The organism is Streptomyces sp. CA2R106 (assembly GCF_037034245.1).
In the GTDB taxonomy this organism is placed as follows: Bacteria; Actinomycetota; Actinomycetes; order Streptomycetales; family Streptomycetaceae; genus Actinacidiphila.
On record NZ_JBAGKC010000008.1, the window covers coordinates 111,553 to 134,510 of the forward strand.

Below are 22,958 nucleotides of genomic sequence, written 5' to 3' on the forward strand. Positions count from 1 at the left end.
AGTGGGGGGTCAGGCCGCGCGGCCGGTGGAGGTGGGGGTCGCGGAGAAGGTGGGGGGTCGCAGGGCCCGCAGCGCCTGCCGGAGCACCGCGTCGATGTCCGCGGCGGCGTCCTCGGCGGCCGGATGTACGGCCAGCCAGCCGAGATGCCTCCGGAGGAAGGCCGCGAGGGCCGGCACCGTCCGCAGGGGGAGACGGACGGTGCGGCCCTCGACCATCAGATCGGCCCAGGAGGCAAGAGTGCCTCGTACAGCGGCGCGCGCCTCGACAGCCGGCCCGTTCAGGGGGATGCCGGGCCGGGCAGTGCCGGTCTCACGATCGCCGGAGTCCGGCGCCGCTACGAGGGGTGCCTCCAACTCGCCGTATACCCGGGGAAGCAAGGCGAGTTGCCGATCCAGCCGCTCCTGGCAAGGCTCACACAGGGCCGGGTCCGTCTCGACACACAGATGGTGTGCGCTCCGGAACTCGGTCTCCTGCACTGAGTCGTTCCTTCCTCGCCGGGGGCGGTAAGAAGAGAGAACCAGGAACCGGGTGATCCGGACAATGCCCACCGACCGGCCGGAATCCGCAATGGCGCGTTCGCGCAGCAGAACCGCGGTCAGCCCTGTGACCTGGGGCGTCGGAACGCGAGCCATGTGGCGTGCGGGGCAGGCACGTTCGCGCAATCCTCAGCGGTCCCGCACCGTGATGCCGAGGGTCTGCGCCAGCGCGGGAGCGAGGTCCAGCAGCTGGTGCGAACCGATCACCGCGCCGCGCAGGCTGTCGTACCCGTCGGCGAGGTCGATGGCGACCGCGCCGCGCAGGTCGGTGCGCTTCAGCTCCGCCCGGCCCAGCCGGACCTGCTCCAGCCGGCTGCCGGGGAAGGCCGCGCCCGTCAGCCGGGCGCCGCCGAGGTCGACGTCCCGCAGCACGCAGTCCTCGAAGACCACGTCGTCCAGCCGCGCGGCGCGCAGGTTGACCGAGTCGAGCTTGCAGCGGCGGAAGACCACCCGGCGCAGCACCGCGCCGAACGCCTCGACCCCGGCGAGCGAGCAGCCGACGAGCGCCGAGTCCAGCCAGGTGCTCTCGGCGAGCGAGACGCCGGTGAAGCGGGTGCCGGACGCCCACAGGTCGTTCATCCGGGCGCCGCGCAGGTCGGTGCCGTCGAAGGAGCAGTCGGTGACGGCCGATTCGAGGAAGCGGGACCCGGCGGCGCGGCCGCCCGGCGGGACGTCGAGCCGGTCCAGATGCACGGTGTCGTAGTCGCCCTCGACCTCCAACGGGCCGGTGTGCGGGCGCAGCAGGTGCGCGTACGGCAGGTCGGCGAGGTCGTCCGGGGCGTGGGGCACGGCGGTCATACCGATCACCCTAGGCCGGGGCACCGACAGAGCCGGCCGTGGCGAACACCAGCACGCAAGGCGACTTAACGGACATACCGGTCGGCGGTTGCTAGCGTGACCGCCCATGAGCGCAACGTCGGCGACCGCTCCTCCCCCGCCCACCCCGCCCCACCCGGCCGCCCAGACCGGCGCGGCGCGGCCCCGCCCGGCCGCCCGCCGCGGTGTGGAGCTGTGCCTGCTGGTGGCCGCGGTGGCCATTTCGGTCTGCGGCTACGCGGACGTGGGACTGGCCCGCAGCGGCGCGGCGCCGAAGGACGCGCTGTCGTACGGCGCCGGGCTCGGCGGGCTGGCGCTGCTGGCGCACCTCGCGGTGCGCGCCCGGGCCCGGTACGCCGACCCGCTGCTGCTGCCGGTCGCGGTGCTGCTCAACGGTGTGGGGCTGGTGCTGGTCCACCGGCTGGACCTGGAGCCGGTGCTCGGCCCGCGGGCGGCGCCGGCCCAACTGGTGTGGTCCGCGTGCGGGGTGGGCCTGTTCGCGGTGGCGGTGCTGGTGCTGCGCGACCACCGGGTGCTGGCGCGGTACACCTATGTGAGCGTGACCGCGGCGCTGGTGCTGCTGGCCGCGCCGATCGCCTTCCCGGCGGTGAACGGGGCCCGGATCTGGATCAGGGTGGCCGGGTTCTCCATCCAGCCGGGCGAGTTCGCGAAGGTGCTGCTGGCGGTCTTCTTCGCCGGCTACCTGGCGGCGAACCGCGCGGCGCTGGCGTACGCGGGCCGCCCGCTGCCGCTGGCGGGGCGGCTGAAGGGGCTGCGGCGGCTCCAGTTGCCGACCGGGCGGGTGCTGGGGCCGGTGATCGCGGTGTGGCTGGCGAGCGTGGGCGTGCTGGTGCTGGAGCGCGACCTCGGCACGTCGCTGCTGTTCTTCGGCCTGTTCGTGGTGATGCTCTACGTGGCGACCGGGCGGGTCGGGTGGACCGCGGCGGGGCTGGCGCTGCAGGCGGGCGGCGCGGTGGCGGTGGGCGCGACCGAACCGCATGTGCACGCGCGGGTGCGGGACTGGCTGCATCCGTTCGCGTCGATCGGCGCCGGGCAGGGGCCCGGCCAGCTCGCCCAGTCGCTCTTCGCGTTCGGCGACGGCGGGGCGCTGGGCACCGGGCTCGGCCGGGGCTCGTCCTACCTGGTGGGCTTCGCCGCGAAGTCGGACTTCGTGCTGGCCACCGTGGGCGAGGAGTTGGGGCTCGCCGGGGTGTGCGCGCTGCTGGCGCTGTACGCGCTGCTGGTGGCGCGGGGCTTCGCGGCGGCGCTGGCCACCCGGGACCCGTTCGGGCGGCTGCTGGCGGCGGGGCTGGCGTCGATCGTGGCGCTCCAGGTGTTCGTGGTCACCGGCGGGGTGACGGACCTGATCCCGCTGACCGGCATGGCGATGCCGTTCCTGGCGCAGGGCGGCTCGTCGGTGGTGGCGAACTGGCTGGTCGTGGCGCTGCTGGTGCGGATCAGCGACCGGGCCCGCCGCCCGGACCCGCAAGGACCGAACGCGCAAGGACCGAACGGCCCGAACCCGCCCGGCCCGGCCCCGGAACGCCGACGCCCGCAACTGCCCGGGAACCCGGCGTGAACCGCTGCGTACGGCACGCCGCCGTCTTCTGCCTCCTGCTGCTGCTCGCCCTGCTCGCCAACGCCACCCGCGTGCAGCTCGTGGCAGCCGGCGGCTACGCGGCGAACCCCGCCAACCGGCGCGCGGACATCGCCCGCTACGCCCAGCCGCGCGGCGACATCCTCGCCGGCGGCCGCGCCGTCACCGGATCGCGGCCGGCCGGCGGCCCGTTGCGGTACGTCCGCAGCTACGCCGACGGCCCGCTGTACGCGCCGGTGACCGGCTTCTCCTCGCAGACCTACGGCGCCACCCTGCTGGAGGGCACCGAGGACAGCCTGCTCGACGGCACGTCGGGCGCGCTGGACGACCAGCCGCTGTGGCGCGAGATCACCCGGGCCCGGCAGCGCGGCGGCGACGTCCACACCACGATCGAGCCGGCCGCGCAGCAGGCCGCGTACGACGGGCTGGCCGGGCGCAGGGGCGCGGTGGCCGCGCTCGACCCGGCCACCGGGCGCATCCTCGCGCTGGTCTCCTCGCCGTCCTACGACCCGGGGCTGCTGTCGGGTGCGGGCGCGTCGGTGACGGCGGCCTGGAAGCGGCTGAACGCCGACCCGCAGCAGCCGATGCTGGACCGGGCGATCCGCCAGACGTACCCGCCGGGTTCGACGTTCAAGGTGGTCACGGCGGCCGCCGCGCTGGCCGCGGGCGAGGTCACCGATCTGCGGGCGCCGACGAACTCGCCGGACCCGTACCGGCTGCCGGGCACGGACGTGGCGCTGACCAACGAGGGCGCGGGCTGCCGCGACGCCAGCGTCTACGACGCCTTCCGCTACTCCTGCAACACGGTGTTCGCCAAGCTCGGCGCCGACCTGGGCGCGGCGGACGTGGTGGCGCAGGCGGAGCTGTTCGGCTTCAACGACAGCCGGTTGCGCATCCCGCCGAGCGTCGCGAAGAGCAACGTGGACACCGTCATGAGCCCGGACCAGGTGGCCCTGTCCTCGATCGGGCAGTACGACACCACCGCGACGCCGCTCCAGATGGCCATGGTGGCCGCGGCGGTCGGCAACGGCGGGCGACTGATGGCGCCGTACCTGGTGGACCGGGTGACCAACCACGCCGGGAGCACCGTCTCGCAGGCCCGGCCGCACCTGCTGCACCAGGCGGTGGACGCGCGGACGGCCGCGGCGCTCCAGGAGCTGATGGAGGGGGTGGTCACCGAGGGCACCGGGACCAGCGCGGCGCTCCCGGGCGCGGTGGTCGGGGGGAAGACCGGCACCGCGCAGCACGGCCTGGCCAACACCGGTACGCCGTACGCCTGGTTCCTGTCCTACGCCAAGCCGCCCGGCGGGACCCGGGCGGCGGTGGCGGTCGCGGTGGTGGTGGAGGACGCCGACGCGGTGCGCGCGGACATCTCCGGGGGCGGGAACGCGGCGCCGATCGCCCGCGCGGTGATGGCGGCGGTGCTGCGGCAGCCCGCGGCCGGGCTCAACCGACCTGGGGGAAGCTGAACGCGTAGCCCTGCTGCTGGAGCCAGGTCAGGGTCTGGTCGAGCGCGGCGACGGTCTGCGAGCGGTCGCCGCCGCCGTCGTGGAAGAGGATGGTCGGGCCGTTGCCGATCTCGTACTTGACGGTGTTGACGATGGTGGACACGCCCTTGCGCTGGTAGTCCTCGGTGTCGACGTTCCAGCCGAGCGGGCGCATGCCGTGCTGGGCGGCGAAGGCGCGGCTGGCCGGGGTGAAGGCGCCGCCGGGCGCGCGGTAGTAGTACACCCGGGCGCCGCCGGACGCGGTCTCGATCATCTGCTGCGCGTCCCGGATCTCGGACTGCTGGTAGGCGACGGACTTCTTGTCCATTCCCTCGTCGTGGTGGACGGTGTGGTCGCACAGCCGGTGGCCGGCGGCGACGACCTCGCGGACCAGGGACGGGTTGTCGCGGGCCTGCGGGCCGATCATGCAGAAGGTGGCGTGCACGCCGTGCTGCTTGAGCACCGCCAGCACCTTCGGGGTCCAGACCGGGTCCGGGCCGTCGTCGATGGTGATGTTGACGGCTTTGCCGGACGCCTCGGCGGCGTGCACGATCGAGTCGGGGACGACCGGGTACTGCTGGTTCGTGCCCTTGCCGCCGGACTTCCCGTCGCCGGTGCCGCCGGTGCCGCCGCTGCCGGGCTGTGCGGAGTGGTTGGTGCCGGTCGGGCCGGAGGCGGCGGAGGCGGAGTGGCCGGAGCCGGGCGAGACGACCGCGGTGACCACCGCGGCGAGGACGACGACGGCCACGGCGACGGCGATCGCGACGAACCGCGGGGTGAACCGGCGCGGCCGCTGCGGCCCGCTGCTGTTCCAGCCCGGTCCGCCGAACCCGGCCGACCCGTACCCGGCCGATCCGTGGTCGGCCGGCCCGTACTCCGCCGGCCCGAACTCGCCCGGCCCGGTGAACTCGCCCGGCCCGTACGGCTGCTCCGGTATCTGCCCCGGTTCCGTCATGTGCTTCCCCGCCCGCTTTCCGTCTCGCTCGGCTCCTTGCGGCGGCAGGTCTCCCCGTCCGCGTTCGGTCGGATAGATGCCACCGCCCGAGCCGCGGTTCCGCGCCTGGTCAGCGGTACCGGCACCGTTACAGAATCCGGACGGCGCCGCCGTGCGAGGCGGCGCACCGGTGCCCCGGGCGCGAGACCCCCGGGGCCCACGGTACGGGAGGGACCGGCGACGTCAGGAACCGTCGGCGCCCCGGGCCACCGCCTCGGTCACCTCGGCGACGCGGGCGGCCTCCTCGGCCGCGAACCGCTCGGCGTCCAGGCGTTCGGCGATCTCCTCGTCCTGGGTCATCAGCAGGTCCAGGTTGGAGTCGCCCAGGTCGAACACGCCCAGGTCCAGGTACGCCTTCTGGAGCCGCGGCCCCCACAGCCCGATGTCCTTCACGCACGGCACGATCCGGCTGAAGAGCAGCTTGCGGAACAGGTGCAGGAACTCCGACTCCTCGGTCAGCGCGACCGCCTCGGCCGGCGGGATGCCGAAGTTCGCCAGCACCTCGGTGCCGCGCAGCCGGTCCCGCATCAGGTAGCAGCCCTCGATCACGAACTCCTCGCGCTCGCGCAGTTCGGCGTCCGACAGCTGCTTGTAGTAGTCGCGCAGCGCCATCCGCCCGAACGCGACGTGCCGCGCCTCGTCCTGCATCACGTACGCGAGGATCTGCTTCGGCAGCGGCTTGTCGGTGGTGTCGCGGATCATGCCGAACGCGGCCAGCGCCAGGCCCTCGATGAGCACCTGCATGCCCAGGTAGGGCATGTCCCAGCGGGAGTCGCGCAGGGTGTCGCCGAGCAGCGCCTGGAGGTTGTCGTTGATCGGGTACAGCATCCCGACCTTCTCGTGCAGGAACCGGCCGTAGATCTCCGCGTGCCGGGCCTCGTCCATGGTCTGGGTGGCCGAGTAGAACTTCGCGTCCAGGTCGGGCACCGACTCCACGATGCGGGCCGCGCAGACCATCGCGCCCTGCTCGCCGTGGAGGAACTGGCTGAACTGCCAGGAGGTGTAGTGCTGGCGCAGCAGCCCGCGTTCGCCCGCGCTCATCGCGTCCCAGTAGCGGGTGCCGTACAGGGTCATCGCCTCGTCGGGGGTGCCGAGCGGGTCGTACGGGTCGACCTCCAGGTCCCAGTCGATGCGGCGCACCGCGTCCCACTGCTTGTCCTTGCCCTTCTGGTAGAGGGCGAGCAGGCGGTCGCGGCCGTCGTCGTACTCCCACGAGAAGCGGGCGGCGCCGTGGGCGGGGACCTGCCACGTCCACTCGGTGGGGGGCTGCGGGTAGAGACCTTCCGTCGACATCGACACACTCCGATCGGGCGGCTGCGGATGTTCTGCGGGCGCGCTGTGGGGGTTCTGCACGGGCGCTGTGGGCGTCGTCACCGTTGTCGCACGGGGACTTGACGGGCTTGTTGACACAGAGTCTCATAAGAACCGTACCCAAGGTAACCCTCGTGCGGCGGAGGCCGGTTCACCATGGACGCAACCTTGATCAGCCGGGAGAAGACGGCAGAGCGGCTGCTGACCGCCTCGGCGAAGCACTCGTTCGACCCCGACACGGAGCTGGACTGGGAGGCCCCCTTCGAGGAGGGCGCCTGGTTCTGGCCGCCGGAGCTCGTCTCGCTCTACGACACCCCGCTGTGGCGGCGCATGCCGGAGGAGCAGCAGCGCGAACTGTCCCGCCACGAGGCGGCGTCGCTGTGCGCGTCGGGCGTGTGGTTCGAGACGATCCTCATGCAGCTGCTGCTGCGGCACACGTACTCGCTCGACCCGACCAGCGCGCACGTGCGGTACGCGCTCACCGAGATAGCGGACGAGTGCCGCCACTCCAAGATGTTCGCCCGCGCGGTCACGAAGTTCGGCACCCCGACCTACGGGCCGACCCGCCTCGACCACTCCCTGGGGCGCATCCTCAAGACGTTCTCCACGACGCCGGGTTCCTTCACCGGCACCCTCCTCGCCGAGGAGATCCTCGACTGGATGCAGCGGCTGACCTTCCCCGACGAGCGGGTCCAGCCCTTCGTCCGCGGGGTGACGCGGATTCACGTCGTGGAGGAGGCCCGGCACATCAGGTACGCGCGGGAGGAGCTGCGCCGGCAGATGGAGACCGCGCCGCGGTGGGAGATCATGCTCACCCGGACCATGTCCGCCGAGGCCGCCCGGGTCATCGCGCGCTCCCTGATCAGCCCCCAGGTCTACGCGAGCGTCGGCCTGAACCCCGCGGAGGCGGTCGCGGCGGTGAAGGAGAGTGGGCACCGGCGGGAGATGATGCGGCACTCGGCGAAGAAGCTGATGGACTTCTTCGACGAGATCGGGCTGCTCAGGGGGCCGTCGATGCCGCTGTGGCGGGCGTCGGGGCTGCTGTAGGGGCTGGCGCCGCCCTCCGCCGCCCCACCCTCGCCGGTGGCCGGAACTCGCCGCCGCGCGGCCCGGGTCGCCGGCCTTTCAGCGGACGTACGTTCGGCTTTCGGAACGGCGGCGGGGGCATGGTCGAACAGTTCGGGTGGGCGGGGCGCGGCGGGTGAGGGGGTTCGCGTCATTGCGGGGCGTTCCGGGGGTGTCGCCCATCTGGGCCATTTAGCTTAATAGTTATGAAAATGGGGAGACCGAGGACCCGTTGGGGCGGGTGGTGCGTGCGGGGTGCCGTGGCGGTGGTGGCCGGGGGGATGGCCGTACTGGCGGCGGGCGGGGTCGGGCAGGCCGCCCCGGCGCGGGGGGACGGCGGGTCGGGGGACGGCGGGTGTGTGGTCGTGGTGCTGGCCGGGGTGGTGGTGCGGATCGGGCCGTACGGATCGGCTGCGCCGACGTCCCGGCCGCCGACGTCCAGCGCTCCCACCTCCGGTGCTCCCACGTCAGTTGCTCCCTCCGGTGGCCTTCCGACGTCCACGGCGCCCGGGTCGGGTACGCCGTCGTCCAACGCGCCGACCTCGGCTGCTCCTTCGTCCGGGGCGCCGACGCGTGCGGGGGCGGGGCCGTCGGCCGGTCCGGCGGCGGGTTCCACGGCCGGCGTTCCGGGGAGTCCACCGGCGTCCGGCGGCGCGACGTCCGGTGCGGCTGCGACCGCGGCGCCGTCGGCCGGCCTGCCGGTGGGGGTGGCGGGTGCGGGCGGCCGGGCCGTCCACGCGTCGGGCGAGGACGTCTACGAGGCGGGGCAGGAGGCCGCCGTGCCCGGCCGGGAGGGGGGTTGGGACCGGTGGTGGGGGATGGCGCTGGTGGCCGTACTGCTGCCGGCGGTGCTGGCGGCGGCCGTACCGCGCGGGGTGCCGCGCCGCCACTGAGGCCGCACTGCCGTTGGGACCGCATTGCCGTTGAGGTGCTTCGCGTTGACCGCCCGTCCGGTGCCCGTACCCAGGGAGTGGCCATGTCCATCTATGTCGTCTCGCTGCTGGCCACGGTCGGCGGCGGGTGTCTCGCGCTGCTGCTCGGGCGGTTCCTCGGGACGGGACGGCGGGCGGCGGCCGGGGAGTTCGGCGGGCAGGCGCAGTCGCTGATCGGCGCGGTGCTGCTCAGCTCGTTCATCCTGCTCACCGGGTTCCAGGTGGCCGGGAGCTGGTCCGCGCTCAGCGACGCGCGGGAGGGGACGTACGACGAGGCGCGGGCGCTGGCGGACGCGTACTGGGCGGTCGGGGGGCTGGCGCCGGCCGACCGGGCCAGGGCGCGGGAGTTGCTGCGGGTGTACACCGGGGAGGTGCGGGGGGCGGAGTTCCATGAACTGGCCCGGGGGCGGACCAGTGCGGCCGCCTGGCGCGACCTGGACGCCGTGCGCTCGGCGGTGCGGGCCGCGCCCGCGACCACGGCCGGGCCGCAGACGGCGAAGGCGGCCGCGCAGACCGCGCTCAACTCCGTCTACCAGGACCGCACCGAACGCGCCGCCCAGGTCAAGGGGCAGATGCCGCGGGTGACCTGGATCGCCATGCTCGTCGTCGGCGCCTTCCTCGTCGCCTTCCCCGCGCTCCTCGGGCTCACCGCCACACCGCGGCACCTCGCCGCGCTCTGCTTCGTCGGAGCCGTCGTCGCCTTCGCGATCTGCTTCTCCGCCCAGCTCAACTCCGCCTTCCGCCAGCCCTTCGGCGTCCGCCCCACCGCCTTCACCCTGGCGACCACCCGCTTCAGCCAGCTCGACACTCCCCGCTGACGTTCTTTCCCGGTGACGCGGCGACTCCGGCGGTGGGGTTCGGGACTGCATATTTACGGCGCCCACGGGTGATGCCGCAGAGTTGCCCTTCGCCCCGGCGCCACAAATATACGAACGTCCCGAACCCCACCCCCTCCGCCGCCGCTCGCCTCTCCTGAGCCCCCACGGCGCCGACCCACTCCACCTCGCGCTCGTCTTCGGCATCGACGAGAAGACCGCCATCCGCTACGCGGACTCCGCCCGGCAGCTTCTCCAGGCCGACCTCGACGCCGGGGTATCGCCGAGGCGAGCCCAAAAGGGGCGATTTCGGTCAGTCCATGCCGGCCGACCCGGGACGGGACACCGTCGTGTCCGTTGGGGACGGCTTCGGGAGTCGTAGGCCGACTCAGCGGGTCGTCGGAGCCGGCGGCGCGACCTCCTCACGCAGCTCGGCGGCGGCCTGGGCCATGAGCTGAGCGAGGGTGGTGTCCGGCTCGGCCAGCCAGCGAGGCATGGCGCGCCGGTGGATCGCCAGCACCACGTCGATGATGAAGCGTGCCTTGCCGGGCTCGACGCCGCGGCGCTCAAGCGCTGGCGCCAGCGCGTCGGCGATGTCGGCGAGCTTGATCAGATCGCGCTCAGCCAGTGCCGGGTTGGCGGCGATCACTCTTCCCCGGCGCAGCAGGAACTCGCGCGGGCGGAAGATCTCCTCGGCGGTTCCCAGCGCGGTCAGCAGCGCCTCGATCGGCGTGAGGCCCGGGTCGGTCGCCTCGACCTGGGCGACGAGGTGGGCCTCGAGTTCGTCACCGGCGAAGAGGACTTCCCGCTTGTCGGGGAAGTAGCGGTAGAAGGAGCGCTCCTTCAGGCCGGCTGCGCCCGCGATCTGCGCGACCGAGGTGCGCTCGTACCCCTGCGTCTCGAACAGCTCGAGCGCCGCGCGCTCGAGCCGGCCCTGTGCGTCGGATTCCCATCTCGGCATACCCGCCAGGGTACGACAACAGCATCTGTTGTCACGGTGATAACGTCGATGACAACAGATGCTGTTGTCACTCGGGAGATCGTCATGAAGGCTCTTCAGTTCGACCGGTTCGGGTCCCCGGACGTGATCGTGCTCCGCGATGTCCCACAGCCGGAGCCGGGACCCGGTCACATCCGGATCGCCGTGCGGGCGTGCGGCCTGACACCGGCCGACTGGCACGTCGTCGACGGTCTCCTCGCCGATCATCTGCCGCCGCTGCCGCGCGGGCTCGGCCTTGAGATCGCGGGCACCGTCGACGCGCTCGGCGAGGGCGTCACCGGTGTCCAGATCGGCGACCGCGTGTTCGGCCCGGCCGCCTTCGACGGCCCGACGGCCGGTGCTGCCGAGTACGCGCTGATGCCGGCCTGGGCACGTATCCCCGAAGGCGTCACCGTCGAGCAGGCCGCCGCGCTGCCGATGGCGGCCGAGACGGCGTGGCGCGCGCTCGACGAGCTCGGCGTCCAGCCGGGTGAGCTGCTGCTCGTCCACGGCGCGGGCACCACCGTGGGTGAGGCGGCGGTGCGCTTCGCGCTGCACCGGGGCATTCGGGTGATCGCCACCGCCGGGCAGACCCGGGCGGCAGCTCTGGAAGAGATCGGCGCCCAGGTGACCGCCTACGGCGAGGGCATGGCCGAACGCGTCAGGGCACTGTCCGGAGGCCACATCGATCGTGCCCTCGACGCGGCGCCGACCGGCGGCCGGATCGACCGCGCCGACCAGCCCAGCCCGGCCGGCGGTTCACTGCCGACGCTGATCGAGCTGACCGGGGACCCCGGCCGTGTCCTCACCGTCTCGGACTTCGCCGCCGCGGCCGAACTGGGCGTCCGGACCACCACCGAGATCCGCTATGGGCAGATGGACGAGTTCGCCCGGCTCGCCGGCGAAGGCATCTTGGTCGTACCGGTCGCACGTACCTACACGCTCGACCAGATCCAGGAAGCGGCCGAGCTCAGCCAGTCCCGCCGACCCGGCGGCAAGCTCATGCTCGTCCTGTGATCGCCCGGCCGGCCTGACAAGGCGAGACCACCTCGACAAGGAGCTGGGGCAGACATCTTTTCAGGCCGGCCTCGAAGCCGATCCCGCGTGTTCGCCGCGAAACCACGGGTCAAGCCCCGACCATGGCAGTCTCGGACCCACGGGTTCCCGCTGAAGAAGCTTCAGCTTCCGCGAACTCGCGGGGATCTCGGCCCTGTTCTCCCGAAGCTGCGGCGAAGTGACAAGTAGCTCCCTGTAGCGGATCAGGGGTGAGCTTGTCGGCCGTTTCGATCTTCTGACCTTCCCGAAGGCTGCGCTCGGCCAGGTTGGGCGTGTCATGACACGACGACTGCTCGCCCTGCCCCTGCTCCAGTCCGCGCTGGTGCACGTCAACACCCTGCTGCTCCAGGACATTCTGAGCATCCAGCGTCGCGGTCACCGTCGAGTGCCATGAGACGTTCCTCTTGCGAATGGGGCTGGTTACCGGGATCGGGGCTTGGGGGTGTTCTGCGTTCGCGTTGTCTGCGTTTTGTCGGTCGCGGCGGCAGGGGTGGTCCCGGCCGTGCGTGGTCCGGGGGGCTTGGCGGTGGTGCTGGTGCCGCGCAGCAGGGAGGCGAGCGCGGCGAGGAAGGCGAGGGTGGCGCCGAAGGCGAACACGACGACCAGGCCGGAGTGGAAGGGCCCGGAGATCAGGTGCGGGAAGAACTCGCGTCCGGTCAGGGTCTGCTGCTGCGCCGCCGTCAGGTGGGTCAGGGTGCCGCTGGGCTGGAGCAACTGCTGGACCGGGTTGACGCCCGTCGCTCGCGCCCTACGGGAAGAGGGTGGTGATGTTGGTGAGGAGGAGGCGGCCGGGGCTGGTGGGGGTTTCCTGGGAGAGGGCACGGGCCGCGGCTTCGGCGGCTTCGGGGTCGGTGAGGGCGGTCGCGAGGAGGAGCGCGGTGAAGTGGTCGACCAGCCAGGCGCGGAGTTCGGGCAGGGGCGGCTGCTTGCCGTTGTCGAGCCAGAGGAGGGAGACCGTCTCGACGGAGGCGATCCAGGAGCGGACCATCATGGTCAGGCGGGGCCCGGGTTCGGCCACGCCGAGGTGGTGCAGGACCTGGGCGGCGGCGCCGCTGCGGACCCCCTCGATGATCGCCTCGGTACGGCTGGTGCCCACGACACCGCCGCCGCGCAGCAGCGCGCCGTACGCGGCGTCGTGCTCGTCGACGTAGCCGAGGTAGCCGTCGAGGGCGTCGGCGAGGCGCTGGGTGGGCGGGCCCTCGGCGGGGACGCCGAAGAGGCCGACGAGTTCCTCGGCGGCGCCGAGCACGGCGGATTCGTAGAGCTGCTGCTTGCCGCCGGGGAAGTAGCGGTAGACGAGGGGGCGGGAGACGCCCGCGGCGGCGGCCACGTCCTCGACGGAGACGTCCTCGGGGCGGCGGTGCCCGAAGAGGTCGAGCGCCGCGGCCAGCAGCTGCTCCCGGCGCTGCTCGACGCTCATCCTGCGGTAGGCGGGCACCGCGCTGCTGGTCATACCGGAAGCGTAACCACCTCGCCTCGCCGGGGTCGCGGCCGCATCCGGTCGCGTGGGCGTGGGAGCCTGGGCGGTGTGCGACACGAGAAGACCGAGTTCGTCGGTGGGCCGCTGGACGGCCGGGTGCTGGAGGTGATGGTGGGGATGACGGGGCAGCCCCCGCTGGACTACCGGGTGCCGGTGCCCGCGCCCGAGGGCGGCCCGGAGCAGGTGCACGTCTACCACCGGGAGCGCGGCGGGCGCGACCGCACCCGCTGGGTGTTCGTGTACGACCCGGACGGCAGCCCGCACCCGGACCGCCCCAGGTGGCCGTGGTCGAAGCGGCGTTGAACCGTAGGGCCGTCGCACCGGTACGGGCGTCGAGCCGACGCGGGGGTGAACGGCGGGTGCCGGCATGCGGCCAATCTTGGTCCGGACCATTGACGCGTATTGGTCTGGACCTGTTTGCTGCCTGGTGACATGAGCACTCCTCGCCGAAGGAGCATCCCCCCATGCCCACCCCCACCCCGCCCGGCCCGCACGGGCCCTCCCCCGCCCACAGACGCGCCCTGGCCGCCGCCGCCACCGCCCTCGCGGGCGCCCTCGCCGTCGGCGGCATGGTCGCCCTCGCCCCGTCGGCGAGCGCCGGCGAGTTCCTGAGCAACGGCGGCTTCGAGGCCGGCTCGCTGAACGGCTGGACCTGCGACGCGGGCGCCCAGGTCGTCAGCGGCTCGGCGCACAGCGGCAGTTACGCGCTGAAGGCCGCGCCGTCGGCGAGCACCACCGGCCAGTGCGCGCAGACCGTCACCGTCGCCCCGAACACCGCGTACACGCTGACCGCCCAGGTGGACGGGTCGTACGTCTACCTCGGCGTGGACGGCGGCACCTCCACATGGACCGCGGACACCGGCTCCGGCTACGCGCCCCTGAGCGTGTCCTTCACCACCGGCGCGACCCAGACCAGCGCGAAGATCTACGTGCACGGCTGGTACGGCCAGCCCGCCTACCTCGCCGACGACATCTCGCTCCAGGGCCCGGGCAGCGGCGGCACCACCACGCCGCCCACCACGCCGCCGACGACACCCCCCACGACACCGCCGACGACTCCCCCGACGACTCCGCCCACGACGCCCGCCTCCCCGCCGTCCTCGGACCTGCCCACCCACGCGCTCGTCGGCTACCTGCACGAGACGTTCGCCAACGGCTCCGGCTACACCAAGCTCGCCGACGTCCCCGACGACTGGGACATCATCGACCTCGCGTTCGGCGAGACCGACTCCCCCACCTCCGGGCAGATCCACTTCACCCGCTGCTCGGTCAGCGAGTGCCCGTCGGTGGAGTCCGACGCGGACTTCAAGGCGGCCATCGCGGCGAAGCGGGCCGCGGGCAAGAAGGTGCTGCTGTCGATCGGCGGCGCGGGCGGCGAGGTCCAGCTGACGACCACCGCGGCGCGCGACGCGTTCGTCTCCTCGGTCAGCGGCATCATCGACCAGTGGGGCCTGGACGGCATCGACATCGACTTCGAGAACCAGTCGCTCTCGCTGAACGCCGGCGACACCGACTTCAAGAACCCGACCACCCCGGCCATCGTCAACCTGATCTCGGCCGTCAAGTCGCTCAAGGCGAAGTACGGCGACGGGTTCGTGCTGACCATGGCGCCGGAGACGTTCTTCGTCCAGATGGGGTACCAGTACTACGGCTCGGGCCCCTTCAACGGCCAGGACCCGCGGTGCGGGGCGTACCTGCCGGTGATCTACGCGCTGCGCGACGACCTGACCCTGCTCACCGTCCAGGACTACAACTCCGGTCCGATCATGGGCCTGGACAACCAGTACCACACGATGGGCGGGGCGGACTTCCACATCGCGATGACGGACATGCTGCTCACCGGCTTCCCGGTGGCCGGCAACACCTCGAACATGTTCCCGGCGCTCGACCCCTCGCAGGTCGGCATCGGCCTGCCCGCCTCCGTCAACGCGGGCAACGGCTACACCTCACCCGATCAGGTGGACCAGGCGCTGGACTGCCTGACGAAGAAGACGAACTGCGGGTCGTACACCACCCACGGCACCTGGCCCGGGCTGCGCGGCCTGATGACGTGGTCGATCAACTGGGACGGCTTCGGCGGATGGGCGTTCAGCCACAACTTCGACAGCTACTTCGGCTGACACCCCGCGGAAGGCGCGGCGCCGTTCGGGGAACGGCGCCGCGCGGTACCTCGCGTGATATTCGGCCGATCCGGCGGCAACCGGGCGGCAAACGGCGGCAATCGGCCCGCGGAAGGCGGTGGCAGGGCCGGCGGCGGTGACGGATGATGGCACAGTGGGCCGCGAGTGGCCCCGGACCGCCTCGCGCGCGCCGCCGCCCGCCGCCCGCCGGGCCATGCGGATGGCGGACGGCGGATGACCGTTCCGCGGAGATTCAGCCACTACCTCTGTCGAAGATATGACAATCCATGATTGGCTACCGTCGCTGCTTGTTACCCGCCGGTCATGGGGAGATGAGGGAATGTCAGTGGCCCGTCAGCCCAGCTCGTGGTTCCGCTCGGCCGTGGTGTGCGGCGCCCTGCTCGCCGCGGCGGCGCTGTCCCTGCCCGCCGCCCAGCAGGCGTCCGCGCAGCCGTACGACCCGCCGGCCGACCAGGTCCCGCTGTCGACCCTGCTGACCCAGCTCCAGACCTACTACCAGCAGACCGAGACGGCCACCGAGGCGTACAACCAGGCCAAGGAGACCGCCGACCAGAAGCGGACCGCGGCCCGCAAGGTGGACAAGCAGCTCGCCGACCAGAAGGCCGCGGTCGCCGCCAGCCGGGCGCAGCTCGGGCTGATGGCCACCCAGATGTACCGCAACGGGGGCGTGTCGCCCTACCTGTCGCTGCTCAGCGGGCAGAGTCCGCAGGACTTCTTCGGGCAGCGGCACGTCCTGGGGCAGATGGCCCAGCAGCAGCGCAGCGTGCTCGGGCGGCTCACCTCCGGCGAGGCGCGGCTGAAGACGCTCAACACGCAGGCGCAGAAGGCGCTCGACACCGCCGAGCAGGCGCAGACTGTCGCCGGGGCGAAGCAGAAGGACGTCCAGAAGCACCTCAAGCAGGTCGAGGGGATGCTCTCCGGACTGACCGGGGTGCAGATCGCCGAGTTGCAGAAGCTGGAGCAGGCCGACACCGACCAGGCCCAGCAGCGGTTCATGGACTCCAAGGCGCTGGGCGGCGACCCGGCGCTGCGGGCCCCCTCGAAGGCCGGCGACCGCGCGATCGGCTACGCCTTCGACCAGCTCGGCAAGCCCTACGTGTGGGGCGCGCAGGGGCCGGACTCGTTCGACTGCTCCGGGCTCACCTCGCAGGCGTGGGCCCACGCGGGCACCACCATCCCCCGCACCAGCCAGCAGCAGTGGGCCCAGCTCCCGCACGTGCCGCTGGAGTTGCTGCGCCCGGGCGACCTGGTGATCTACTTCAAGGGCGCCACCCATGTCGCGCTCTACATCGGCGACGGGCTGGTCATCCAGGCGCCGCGCCCCGGGTCCTACGTCAAGGTCTCGCCGATCGCGGCGAACCCGATCCTCGGCGCGGTCCGCCCCGACCTCGGCGAGCAGCCGATCAGCGACTACACACCGCGGTCCATCCCGAAGAACGCCGAGCAGCCGCTGCCGATCGCCGCGGAGACGAAGGCCCCGGCGAAGTCCACGAAGTCCGCCAAGTCGGCCAAGTCCACGAAGTCCGGCGCCAAGGGCAAGGCCGAGGACAAGTAGCCGCCGGGCTCAGCCGGCCGCGGGAGCCCCGCCCGCGGTGCCCGTCTCCGCCGCCTCGCGCACCCGCGCGAGATACGCCCGCGCCGACGCCGCGTCGTAGAACCACCCCTCGAAGTCCGCCGGTTCGTCGAACCCGCCCGCGAACCGGTCCGCGACCGGCTGGAGTTCACCCGCCGCGCGGAGCAGCTCGAGGACGTGGTCCGGCGACGGCGCCAGCATCGCGTGGGTCCACTTGGTGGCCGGCGCGGCCAGCGCCCAGTACCGGTCGAAGGTCCCCTGCATCCAGGCGCGGTCGAACGGACGGTCCCCGTGCGCGATGATCCGCTCCAGGTGGACCGCCGCGCACCGGGCGGCGTTGTTCGCCCCCTGCCCGGTGACGGGGTCGTTGGCGACCACGACGTCCCCGACGCCCAGCACCAGTCCACCGGAGGGCAGTTCAGCGACGGGATGGCGTACGACCGGGGTGACGTGGCCGGTCAACGTGCCGCCCGCGTCGGTGAGTTCGACCTCCGAGGCGCGGGCGTGCTCCCAGGGGACGTGGCACCGCATGAGGTCGAGGGTGAGCCGCAGGTGCTGCCGGGGGTCCCGGACGCCGGTGAAGACGTCCGCGGGGCCGTCGGGGAGCGCCTCCCAGAAGAGGATGTCGCAGGGCCCGGACGTGGTCAGGGCGGGGATCGCGAAGAACTCGCCGACGCCCGGCACCAGGTTGCAGTGCAGCGCCCGTGTGTCCGGGTGCTCGGGGCGCGGCCGCAGCCCGTGCACGTAGCAGACCGCCAGCGCGCGCTGCGGGGCTCGGTACGGGGAGCGGTCCGGGTCCCGCCCGAACATCGCCGCCGGCTCGCCCCGGCCCGCGGCGACCAGCACCAGGTCGTAGGCGCGGGAGAAGTAGTCCAGGTCGGAGACGGCGGCGGCGTGCACGACCACCTTGCCGCCGCGCTCGGCGAACGTCTCCAGCCAGCCCGCCATCTTCACCCGCTGGTCCACCGACTGCGCGGCCCCCTCGAGCCGGCCGAGCCAGTCGACCGCGCGGGTGCCGTCGGGCGCCGTCACCGACACGCCCAAGTCCGTGATGCCCGGGGCCTGTTGCCGCCAGAAGTCGATGCCGAGCCGCCGCTCGTGGGCGAGCGCGCCGGCGAACATGACCTGCGTGGACAGCACCCGGCCGGTGCGTATCTCGTCCGCGGTGCGGTGGGTCATGACGGTCACGCCGTAGCCCCGCGCCTGGAGGCCCAGGGCGAGTTGGAGACCGGCCTGGCCGGCTCCGACGATGAGCACGCTGCGGATGGCGGTTCGCCTCCCCGTTCGTCAGGTCACAGCGGTGCCTCGGCCATCGCGTGCGTCACCAGCGCGAGCAGCGCGTCGACCACGGACCGCCGCTCGCGGGCGTCGATGACCAGGACCGGGATGTGGTGCGGGACGGCGAGGGCGTCGCGTACGTCGTCCGGACCGTAGGCCGCGGTGCCCTCGAACTGGTTGACCGCCACGGTGTACGGCAGGCCGGTGCTCTCGAAGTAGTCCAGCGCCGGGAAGCAGTCCGCCAGCCGGCGGGTGTCGGCGAGCACCACGGCCCCTATCGCGCCGCGCACCAGGTCGTCCCACATGAACCAGAACCGCTGCTGGCCCGGCGTGCCGAACACGTAGAGCACCAGGTCCTTGTCGAGCGTGATCCGCCCGAAGTCCATGGCGACCGTGGTGGTGGTCTTCTCCGGAGTCGCCGCCAGGTCGTCCAGCGCCTCACTGGCCTGGGTCATGACGGACTCGGTCGTCAGCGGGGTGATCTCCGAAACGGCGCCGACGAACGTGGTCTTGCCCACGCCGAACCCGCCGGCGACGACGATCTTCGTGGAGACCGGTGCGCGTTCGCGCGTGGTCTGCCAGTCCCGCAAGCCCTCCTGCTGGTCAAAGCCTGCGAAGTCCACTGAGCACCCTTTCGAGCAGCGCGCGGTCGGGCCCGCCGGGACCGTACCCGGTGCCGTACACGCGAATTCTTCCCTGGTCGGCCAGGTCGCTGATCAGGACCCGGACGACGCCGAGCGGTATCCGCAGGAGCGCGGAGATCTCGGCCACCGACCGCAGCATGCGGCACAGTTCGACGATCGCGCGCAACTCCGGCATCACCCGCTCCGCCCAGTCGCCCCTTGTGAGGGCGGGCTGTTCGTCCGGTCGCTCGATCGTAGCCACGAAAGTCTCGACCAGCAGCACCTGCCCGGCTCCGGTCCGCCCGCGGGTGAGCGCGTAGGGCCGCACCCGGGAGGTCCGGCGGTCGCTGTCGCGCTGCCTGGGCACCCCGGTGGCGGCGGCCGGCCGACGACCCGCCGGCGGGCCGGCGGAGCCGGTCGGGCCGGGCGGCCGGCTCACCTTTCGCCCGCCATGACCTGCCGCAACTCACCGCGCAGCGCCGGGGTCAGCACATGGCCGGCCCGGCCGACGAACAGGGCCATGTGGTAGGCGATAACGCTCAGGTCGCAGTCTGCGGAGGCATGCACGCCAAGGAGTGAACCGTCGCTGATGGACATGACGAACAACATGCCGTCCTGCATCGCGACGGTGGTCTGCCGCACCCGGCCGCCGTCCATCAGGCGGGCCGCGCCGATGGTGAGCGAGGCCAGCCCGGAGACCACCGCGGCGAGGTCCATCCGGACGTCGGAGACCCGCGCGGGTCCGGCCGCGGGCCGCGGGGCGACGGGGTCGGGTTCGGAACTGAGCAGCAGCAGGCCGTCGGAGGAGACGACCGCGACCGAGCGGACGCCGGGCACCTCGTCGACGAAGTTCGCCAGCAGCCAGTGCAGGCTGCGGGCGTCGTGGCTGAGGGCGCCGGGGTGGCTGCCGGTGCCGGGGTGGGCACCGGTGCCTACGGGGCCGCTCTGGCCGTTCGTGCTGGTCGGGCGGGTCGGGATGGTGGGGCTGATGGCACTGCCGGGGCCGGTCGGGCTGCTGGGGGCAGGGCCTTCGGTGAGGCCGGTGGTACCTGCGGTACCGGTGGTGCCGGCGTGCGTACTGGCGTGCGTGCGGACCGCGTTCAACGGGTCGCCTCCTCGACGGTTTCTCCCGGGCTGGCTGATGGTGCGGGCGGCGGCGCCGCGTGGTCGGCCGCGCCCCGGGTCTCCAGCGCGGCGTCCCTGCGGCCGTCGCGCAGACCGCGCTGCAACCCGGCGAGCTGGCGGCGCAGCCCCTCCGCGTCGAGGGGCTCGGTGCGGCGCCGGCCGTCCTGCGCGGCGGCCCGTATCCCGCTGGCCTTCCGGACCCGGCGCGGCAGCGGCCCGTCCAGCCCGGGGGGCGCGGACGGGGCGTCCGGGGAGTGCGCCGGCGCGCGCTCGGCGCGCGTGTGCTCGGCGGGCGCCAGGGGGGCGCGCGCCGCCTCGGTCCCGCCCGACGGCAGGGCGGGCTCCGGAACGATCAAGGTTTCCGCCACGAGCGGCTGCACTTGCACGGCCGGGACGGCCCCCGGGGGCATCGGTGCAGGTGGAACGTCCAGGCGTTCGACGCGTACCCGCGACTCGGCGGGGGCGTCCGCGGGGTGGGCGGATACGAGGCCGGTCGCGCCCTGCTGCTCGGGTAGCAGCCCGCGCTGGGCGAGCGGCCGCCGACTGGGCAACGGGGGCGCCGAGGGCGCCGGTTCGGCCGGCTGCGGGCGCACCCGCCGGTCGAGCGGCGGAAGCCCGCCCGGCGCCGCCCCCGCGGCCTCCTGAGCGCCCTCTGCGGCCGCCCCGGGCGCCGCCTGCTCCGGCGGTACGGCCGCCGGCTGCGCGGGCACCAGCGGTACGGCCAGGGGCGGCCCCGGCTCCGCGGCGAACGGCCCGACGCCCAGCGGGACTTCCGCGGACGGCAGCCCAGCCGGGGCCGGCACCGGCGACTCCGCACCGGGGCCGTAGGCAGCCACGGGGGCCGCGGAGGCCGCGGGCTCCGTGCGGGCGGACGTCTGCGCCGGCGCGTTCGGGGGCGTGCCGTACGCCGTTTCGCGCGCCCCCTCGCGCTGGGCGGGCAGCACCTGGGTGAGCGGGTCCGCGCTCGGCACCAGCAGCCGCGGCAGCATCACGACCGCCGTGGCGCCGCCGTTCGCGTGCGGCCGCAGCTGGACCCGCACTCCGTGCCGGTGCGCCAGCCGCGCCACCACGTACAGGCCGAGTCCGGCCGCCGCGCCGGGCGCCGCCGGATCGGGTTCGGCCAGCAGCGCGTTGAGCCCGTCGATCCGCTCGGCGGGCACCCCGATGCCCGCGTCCTCGACCGCGACCATCACCTCGCCGCTCTCCATCACCCAGCCGTTGAGGTGCACTTCGGACTCGGGCGGGGAGAACGCGGTGGCGTTGTCGAGGAGTTCGGCGATGAGGTGGCCGATGTCGTCGGCGGCGCGGCCGGCCACCTCGGCCTCGGGCATGGTCAGCACCCGCACGCGTTCGTACCGCTCGACCTCGGAGATGGCCGCGCGGGCCACGTCGATCAGCGGCACCGGGCGGGCGGTGGCGCCGTGGCTGTGCTCGGTCCCGGTGAGCAGCAGCATGTTCTCGCTGTTGCGGCGCATCCGGGTGGCGAGGTGGTCGAGGCGGAAGAGCGTGGCGAGCCGGTCGGGTTCCTGCTCGTGCTCCTCCATGCCCTCGATCAGGGTGAGTTGGCGCTCGATCAGGCCGAGGGTGCGCAGTGCCAGGTTGACCTGGACGACCTGGGTGGCGTTGCGCGCGGTCGCCTGGTTCAGCTGCTCGGCCAGCTCCTCGCGCGAGCGCAGCAGGTCGTCGCGGGTGCGGGCGAGTTCGGCGGCGGTGGCCAGCGCCGACCGGTGGTCGGCGGCGAGCGCGGTGTGGGCGGCCTCGGCCTCGGCGCGCTCGGTGTCGAGTTCGGCGGCGCGGGCGCGCAATGTACGTGCGTCCTGGGCGAGGGAGTTGATACGGCGGGCGACGGCGGCGAACTCGTCGGAGCCGATCGCCTCGGCCTGCTGGCCGCTGTCCGTGGCGGCCTTCGACCAGCGGTGCAGGGCGGCGAGCGGGCGGGTGAGGGTGCGGAAGAGCGTGACCAGCACCGCGGCCAGCAGGAGCAGGCACAACGCGGCCAGTGCGGCCCGCAGTTCGAGGACGGTGACCTGGTGGTCGCGGTGGGAGGCGGCGGTGGCGGCCTCGTCGGCGGCGGCGGACGCCTCGACGCCGCGCATCAGCGAGAGCCGGGCGGTGAGCGCCGCGGCGACCTTCCCGGTGCCCAGTTCCCGGTCGGCGGAGGTCAGTTCGCTGCCGCCGAGCAACTGGTCCAGGTCGCGGTCGGCTTCGGCGGTGTCGGCGCCGGTGACGGTCCGGTCGTAGGTCCTGCGCAGGGCGGCGGGCGCGGTGGCGTCGAACTCGGCGAGCGCGGCCTGCTCCTGGAGCCGGGCTGCCTGCGCGGCGGCGACCAGGGCGCGCTGGGTGCCGCTCGCGGTCAGCCCGGCGACGAGCAGGCCGCGCTGGACCGAGGCGGCCGCGGTGGCCCGGGCCAGCGGGGCGCCGACCGGGCCCATGGCGCGTCCGAGCGCGTCGATCAGCGGCTGGTAGCCGGCGACGGCGGCCTGTGCGGTGGCGGCGGCGAGGGCGGCCTTGCGGACGGCCGGCAGGGTGGCGAGCGCGGTGCGCAGGTCGGCGGAGAGGTGACCGCCGCCGGTGACGTCGGCGAGTTGGCGGTCGGTGCGCTGCCGGTCGGCGGCGGACGCGGCGGGCTGGCCGGCCGCGACGGCCCCGGCCAGGTCGTCCCGCTCGTCGGCGAGGTCGGCGGCCAACGCGGCCGCGCGGGTGGCGAGCCGGGCGGCGCCGACCCGGTCCTGGGCGGACGACAGGTCTCCGGTGGCGAGGGCGACACCGGGCGCCGCCGCGGCCAGGACGATGGCCGAGCAGAGCAGCAGGGCGGCGAGCATGCGCTGCCTGACCCGCCGTTCGCGCCGTCGGAGACGTCGTTCACGCACTGTCGGTGCTCGCATTCACGGGTTGCGGGGCCCGGGGTCGCCCCGGGATACGTGCAAAGTCCCTCAGACCCTCGCAGGCCAGCGGGGAGGGGAGCCAGGCGTCGTCCCCTCGGACACCCGAACGAGTGAATCGCACCGGTGAGTTGACCGACAAGTCGGGCACGGGCGCCACCATGCGCACCGCGCCCGCCGCGCCGGACACGGCCTGGCACCCGCCGTTCCGCTTTGAGAGGATGCCCGCGCACAGCAGGGCGTTGCCGTGGTCCGGACCAGCCGGCT

General features: G+C 73.5%; 21 protein-coding genes. 9 read left to right on the top strand and 12 right to left on the bottom strand.

Features of this window, described 5'->3' with window-relative positions:
• Positions 1-9: 9 nt before the first annotated feature.
• Both WA788_RS14415 and WA788_RS14420 read right to left on the bottom strand, forming a co-directional pair.
• On the bottom strand, positions 10-177 hold the full coding sequence (locus WA788_RS14415; protein WP_335977168.1) for a hypothetical protein: 168 nt from the start codon (positions 175-177) through the stop codon (positions 10-12).
• Positions 178-666: 489 nt separating this feature from the next.
• The gene (locus tag WA788_RS14420) at positions 667-1,335 is read right to left on the bottom strand and encodes a pentapeptide repeat-containing protein (RefSeq protein ID WP_335977170.1); all 669 of its coding nucleotides are present in this window, start codon (positions 1,333-1,335) and stop codon (positions 667-669) included.
• 106 nt (positions 1,336-1,441) lie between these two features.
• Here WA788_RS14420 and WA788_RS14425 point away from each other — a divergent pair, with 106 nt between their 5' ends.
• Complete coding sequence (locus WA788_RS14425) at positions 1,442-2,932, top strand: FtsW/RodA/SpoVE family cell cycle protein (RefSeq protein ID WP_335977173.1); 1,491 nt, start codon at positions 1,442-1,444, stop codon at positions 2,930-2,932.
• The gene (locus tag WA788_RS14430; protein WP_335977175.1) at positions 2,929-4,419 is read left to right on the top strand and encodes a penicillin-binding transpeptidase domain-containing protein; all 1,491 of its coding nucleotides are present in this window, start codon (positions 2,929-2,931) and stop codon (positions 4,417-4,419) included. The genes WA788_RS14425 and WA788_RS14430 overlap by 4 nt, the downstream gene beginning before the upstream one ends.
• Here WA788_RS14430 and WA788_RS14435 read toward each other — a convergent pair.
• The gene (locus WA788_RS14435; RefSeq protein ID WP_335977177.1) at positions 4,397-5,392 is read right to left on the bottom strand and encodes a polysaccharide deacetylase family protein; all 996 of its coding nucleotides are present in this window, start codon (positions 5,390-5,392) and stop codon (positions 4,397-4,399) included. The genes WA788_RS14430 and WA788_RS14435 overlap by 23 nt on opposite strands.
• A gap of 222 nt (positions 5,393-5,614) precedes the next feature.
• Positions 5,615-6,724, bottom strand: coding sequence for a ferritin-like domain-containing protein (locus WA788_RS14440; RefSeq protein WP_335977180.1), 1,110 nt, complete (start codon positions 6,722-6,724; stop codon positions 5,615-5,617).
• A 174-nt stretch (positions 6,725-6,898) separates the two neighbouring features.
• Between WA788_RS14440 and WA788_RS14445 the strand changes: the two genes are divergently transcribed.
• The 3 genes from WA788_RS14445 to WA788_RS14455 all read left to right on the top strand — a co-directional run bounded on the left by WA788_RS14445 (position 6,899) and on the right by WA788_RS14455 (position 9,557).
• Complete coding sequence (locus WA788_RS14445; protein WP_335977181.1) at positions 6,899-7,789, top strand: AurF N-oxygenase family protein; 891 nt, start codon at positions 6,899-6,901, stop codon at positions 7,787-7,789.
• A gap of 725 nt (positions 7,790-8,514) precedes the next feature.
• On the top strand, positions 8,515-8,700 hold the full coding sequence (locus WA788_RS14450) for a hypothetical protein (RefSeq protein WP_335977183.1): 186 nt from the start codon (positions 8,515-8,517) through the stop codon (positions 8,698-8,700).
• 83 nt (positions 8,701-8,783) lie between these two features.
• The gene (locus tag WA788_RS14455; RefSeq protein WP_335977184.1) at positions 8,784-9,557 is read left to right on the top strand and encodes a bestrophin-like domain; all 774 of its coding nucleotides are present in this window, start codon (positions 8,784-8,786) and stop codon (positions 9,555-9,557) included.
• Between the two features lie 385 nt (positions 9,558-9,942).
• Here the strand turns inward: WA788_RS14455 and WA788_RS14460 are convergent, their stop codons facing one another.
• The gene (locus WA788_RS14460) at positions 9,943-10,515 is read right to left on the bottom strand and encodes a TetR/AcrR family transcriptional regulator (RefSeq protein WP_335977187.1); all 573 of its coding nucleotides are present in this window, start codon (positions 10,513-10,515) and stop codon (positions 9,943-9,945) included.
• A gap of 84 nt (positions 10,516-10,599) precedes the next feature.
• Here WA788_RS14460 and WA788_RS14465 point away from each other — a divergent pair, with 84 nt between their 5' ends.
• Positions 10,600-11,550 (top strand): NADP-dependent oxidoreductase, encoded by a 951-nt coding sequence (locus WA788_RS14465; protein WP_335977189.1) that lies wholly within the window; start codon positions 10,600-10,602, stop codon positions 11,548-11,550.
• Between the two features lie 459 nt (positions 11,551-12,009).
• Here the strand turns inward: WA788_RS14465 and WA788_RS14470 are convergent, their stop codons facing one another.
• Both WA788_RS14470 and WA788_RS14475 read right to left on the bottom strand, forming a co-directional pair.
• Positions 12,010-12,303: a hypothetical protein gene (locus WA788_RS14470; RefSeq protein ID WP_335977190.1), complete on the bottom strand. Its 294-nt coding sequence runs from the start codon at positions 12,301-12,303 to the stop codon at positions 12,010-12,012.
• Between the two features lie 34 nt (positions 12,304-12,337).
• Positions 12,338-13,042, bottom strand: a complete 705-nt coding sequence (locus WA788_RS14475) for a TetR/AcrR family transcriptional regulator (protein WP_335977192.1) — start codon at positions 13,040-13,042, stop codon at positions 12,338-12,340.
• 75 nt (positions 13,043-13,117) lie between these two features.
• Here WA788_RS14475 and WA788_RS14480 point away from each other — a divergent pair, with 75 nt between their 5' ends.
• The 3 genes from WA788_RS14480 to WA788_RS14490 all read left to right on the top strand — a co-directional run bounded on the left by WA788_RS14480 (position 13,118) and on the right by WA788_RS14490 (position 16,765).
• Positions 13,118-13,372, top strand: coding sequence for a hypothetical protein (locus WA788_RS14480; RefSeq protein WP_335977193.1), 255 nt, complete (start codon positions 13,118-13,120; stop codon positions 13,370-13,372).
• Positions 13,373-13,638: 266 nt separating this feature from the next.
• Positions 13,639-15,189 carry a chitinase gene (locus WA788_RS14485; RefSeq protein ID WP_335977565.1) on the top strand — a complete coding sequence of 517 codons (1,551 nt, stop codon included), beginning with the start codon at positions 13,639-13,641 and terminating at the stop codon, positions 15,187-15,189.
• A gap of 340 nt (positions 15,190-15,529) precedes the next feature.
• Positions 15,530-16,765, top strand: a complete 1,236-nt coding sequence (locus tag WA788_RS14490; RefSeq protein ID WP_335977195.1) for a C40 family peptidase — start codon at positions 15,530-15,532, stop codon at positions 16,763-16,765.
• A gap of 9 nt (positions 16,766-16,774) precedes the next feature.
• Here the strand turns inward: WA788_RS14490 and WA788_RS14495 are convergent, their stop codons facing one another.
• The 5 genes from WA788_RS14495 to WA788_RS14515 all read right to left on the bottom strand — a co-directional run bounded on the left by WA788_RS14495 (position 16,775) and on the right by WA788_RS14515 (position 22,631).
• Positions 16,775-18,049 (bottom strand): styrene monooxygenase/indole monooxygenase family protein, encoded by a 1,275-nt coding sequence (locus WA788_RS14495; protein ID WP_335977567.1) that lies wholly within the window; start codon positions 18,047-18,049, stop codon positions 16,775-16,777.
• Between the two features lie 26 nt (positions 18,050-18,075).
• A complete protein-coding gene (locus WA788_RS14500; protein ID WP_335977197.1) occupies positions 18,076-18,684 on the bottom strand; it encodes a GTP-binding protein in 609 nt (202 codons plus the stop codon).
• Positions 18,665-19,123 carry a DUF742 domain-containing protein gene (locus tag WA788_RS14505; protein ID WP_443034028.1) on the bottom strand — a complete coding sequence of 153 codons (459 nt, stop codon included), beginning with the start codon at positions 19,121-19,123 and terminating at the stop codon, positions 18,665-18,667. The genes WA788_RS14500 and WA788_RS14505 overlap by 20 nt, the downstream gene beginning before the upstream one ends.
• On the bottom strand, positions 19,120-19,554 hold the full coding sequence (locus WA788_RS14510) for a roadblock/LC7 domain-containing protein (RefSeq protein WP_335977572.1): 435 nt from the start codon (positions 19,552-19,554) through the stop codon (positions 19,120-19,122). Before WA788_RS14510 ends, WA788_RS14505 begins: the two co-directional genes overlap by 4 nt.
• 230 nt (positions 19,555-19,784) lie before the next feature.
• Positions 19,785-22,631, bottom strand: a complete 2,847-nt coding sequence (locus WA788_RS14515; protein WP_335977199.1) for a sensor histidine kinase — start codon at positions 22,629-22,631, stop codon at positions 19,785-19,787.
• Positions 22,632-22,958: the final 327 nt, after the last annotated feature.

Excerpts from the sequence above, each read along its gene's own strand:
- WA788_RS14475 (WP_335977192.1), bottom strand. The coding sequence starts at position 13,042 with ATGACCAGCAGCGCGGTGCCCGCCTACCGCAGGATGAGCGTCGAGCAG.
- WA788_RS14515 (WP_335977199.1), bottom strand. The coding sequence starts at position 22,631 with ATGCTCGCCGCCCTGCTGCTCTGCTCGGCCATCGTCCTGGCCGCGGCG.
- WA788_RS14455 (WP_335977184.1), top strand. The coding sequence starts at position 8,784 with ATGTCCATCTATGTCGTCTCGCTGCTGGCCACGGTCGGCGGCGGGTGT.
- WA788_RS14460 (WP_335977187.1), bottom strand. The coding sequence starts at position 10,515 with ATGCCGAGATGGGAATCCGACGCACAGGGCCGGCTCGAGCGCGCGGCG.
- WA788_RS14435 (WP_335977177.1), bottom strand. The coding sequence starts at position 5,392 with ATGACGGAACCGGGGCAGATACCGGAGCAGCCGTACGGGCCGGGCGAG.
- WA788_RS14485 (WP_335977565.1), top strand. The coding sequence starts at position 13,639 with ATGGTCGCCCTCGCCCCGTCGGCGAGCGCCGGCGAGTTCCTGAGCAAC.
- WA788_RS14420 (WP_335977170.1), bottom strand. The coding sequence starts at position 1,335 with ATGACCGCCGTGCCCCACGCCCCGGACGACCTCGCCGACCTGCCGTAC.
- WA788_RS14465 (WP_335977189.1), top strand. The coding sequence starts at position 10,600 with ATGAAGGCTCTTCAGTTCGACCGGTTCGGGTCCCCGGACGTGATCGTG.
- WA788_RS14445 (WP_335977181.1), top strand. The coding sequence starts at position 6,899 with ATGGACGCAACCTTGATCAGCCGGGAGAAGACGGCAGAGCGGCTGCTG.
- WA788_RS14440 (WP_335977180.1), bottom strand. The coding sequence starts at position 6,724 with ATGTCGACGGAAGGTCTCTACCCGCAGCCCCCCACCGAGTGGACGTGG.
- WA788_RS14490 (WP_335977195.1), top strand. The coding sequence starts at position 15,530 with ATGTCAGTGGCCCGTCAGCCCAGCTCGTGGTTCCGCTCGGCCGTGGTG.
- WA788_RS14425 (WP_335977173.1), top strand. The coding sequence starts at position 1,442 with ATGAGCGCAACGTCGGCGACCGCTCCTCCCCCGCCCACCCCGCCCCAC.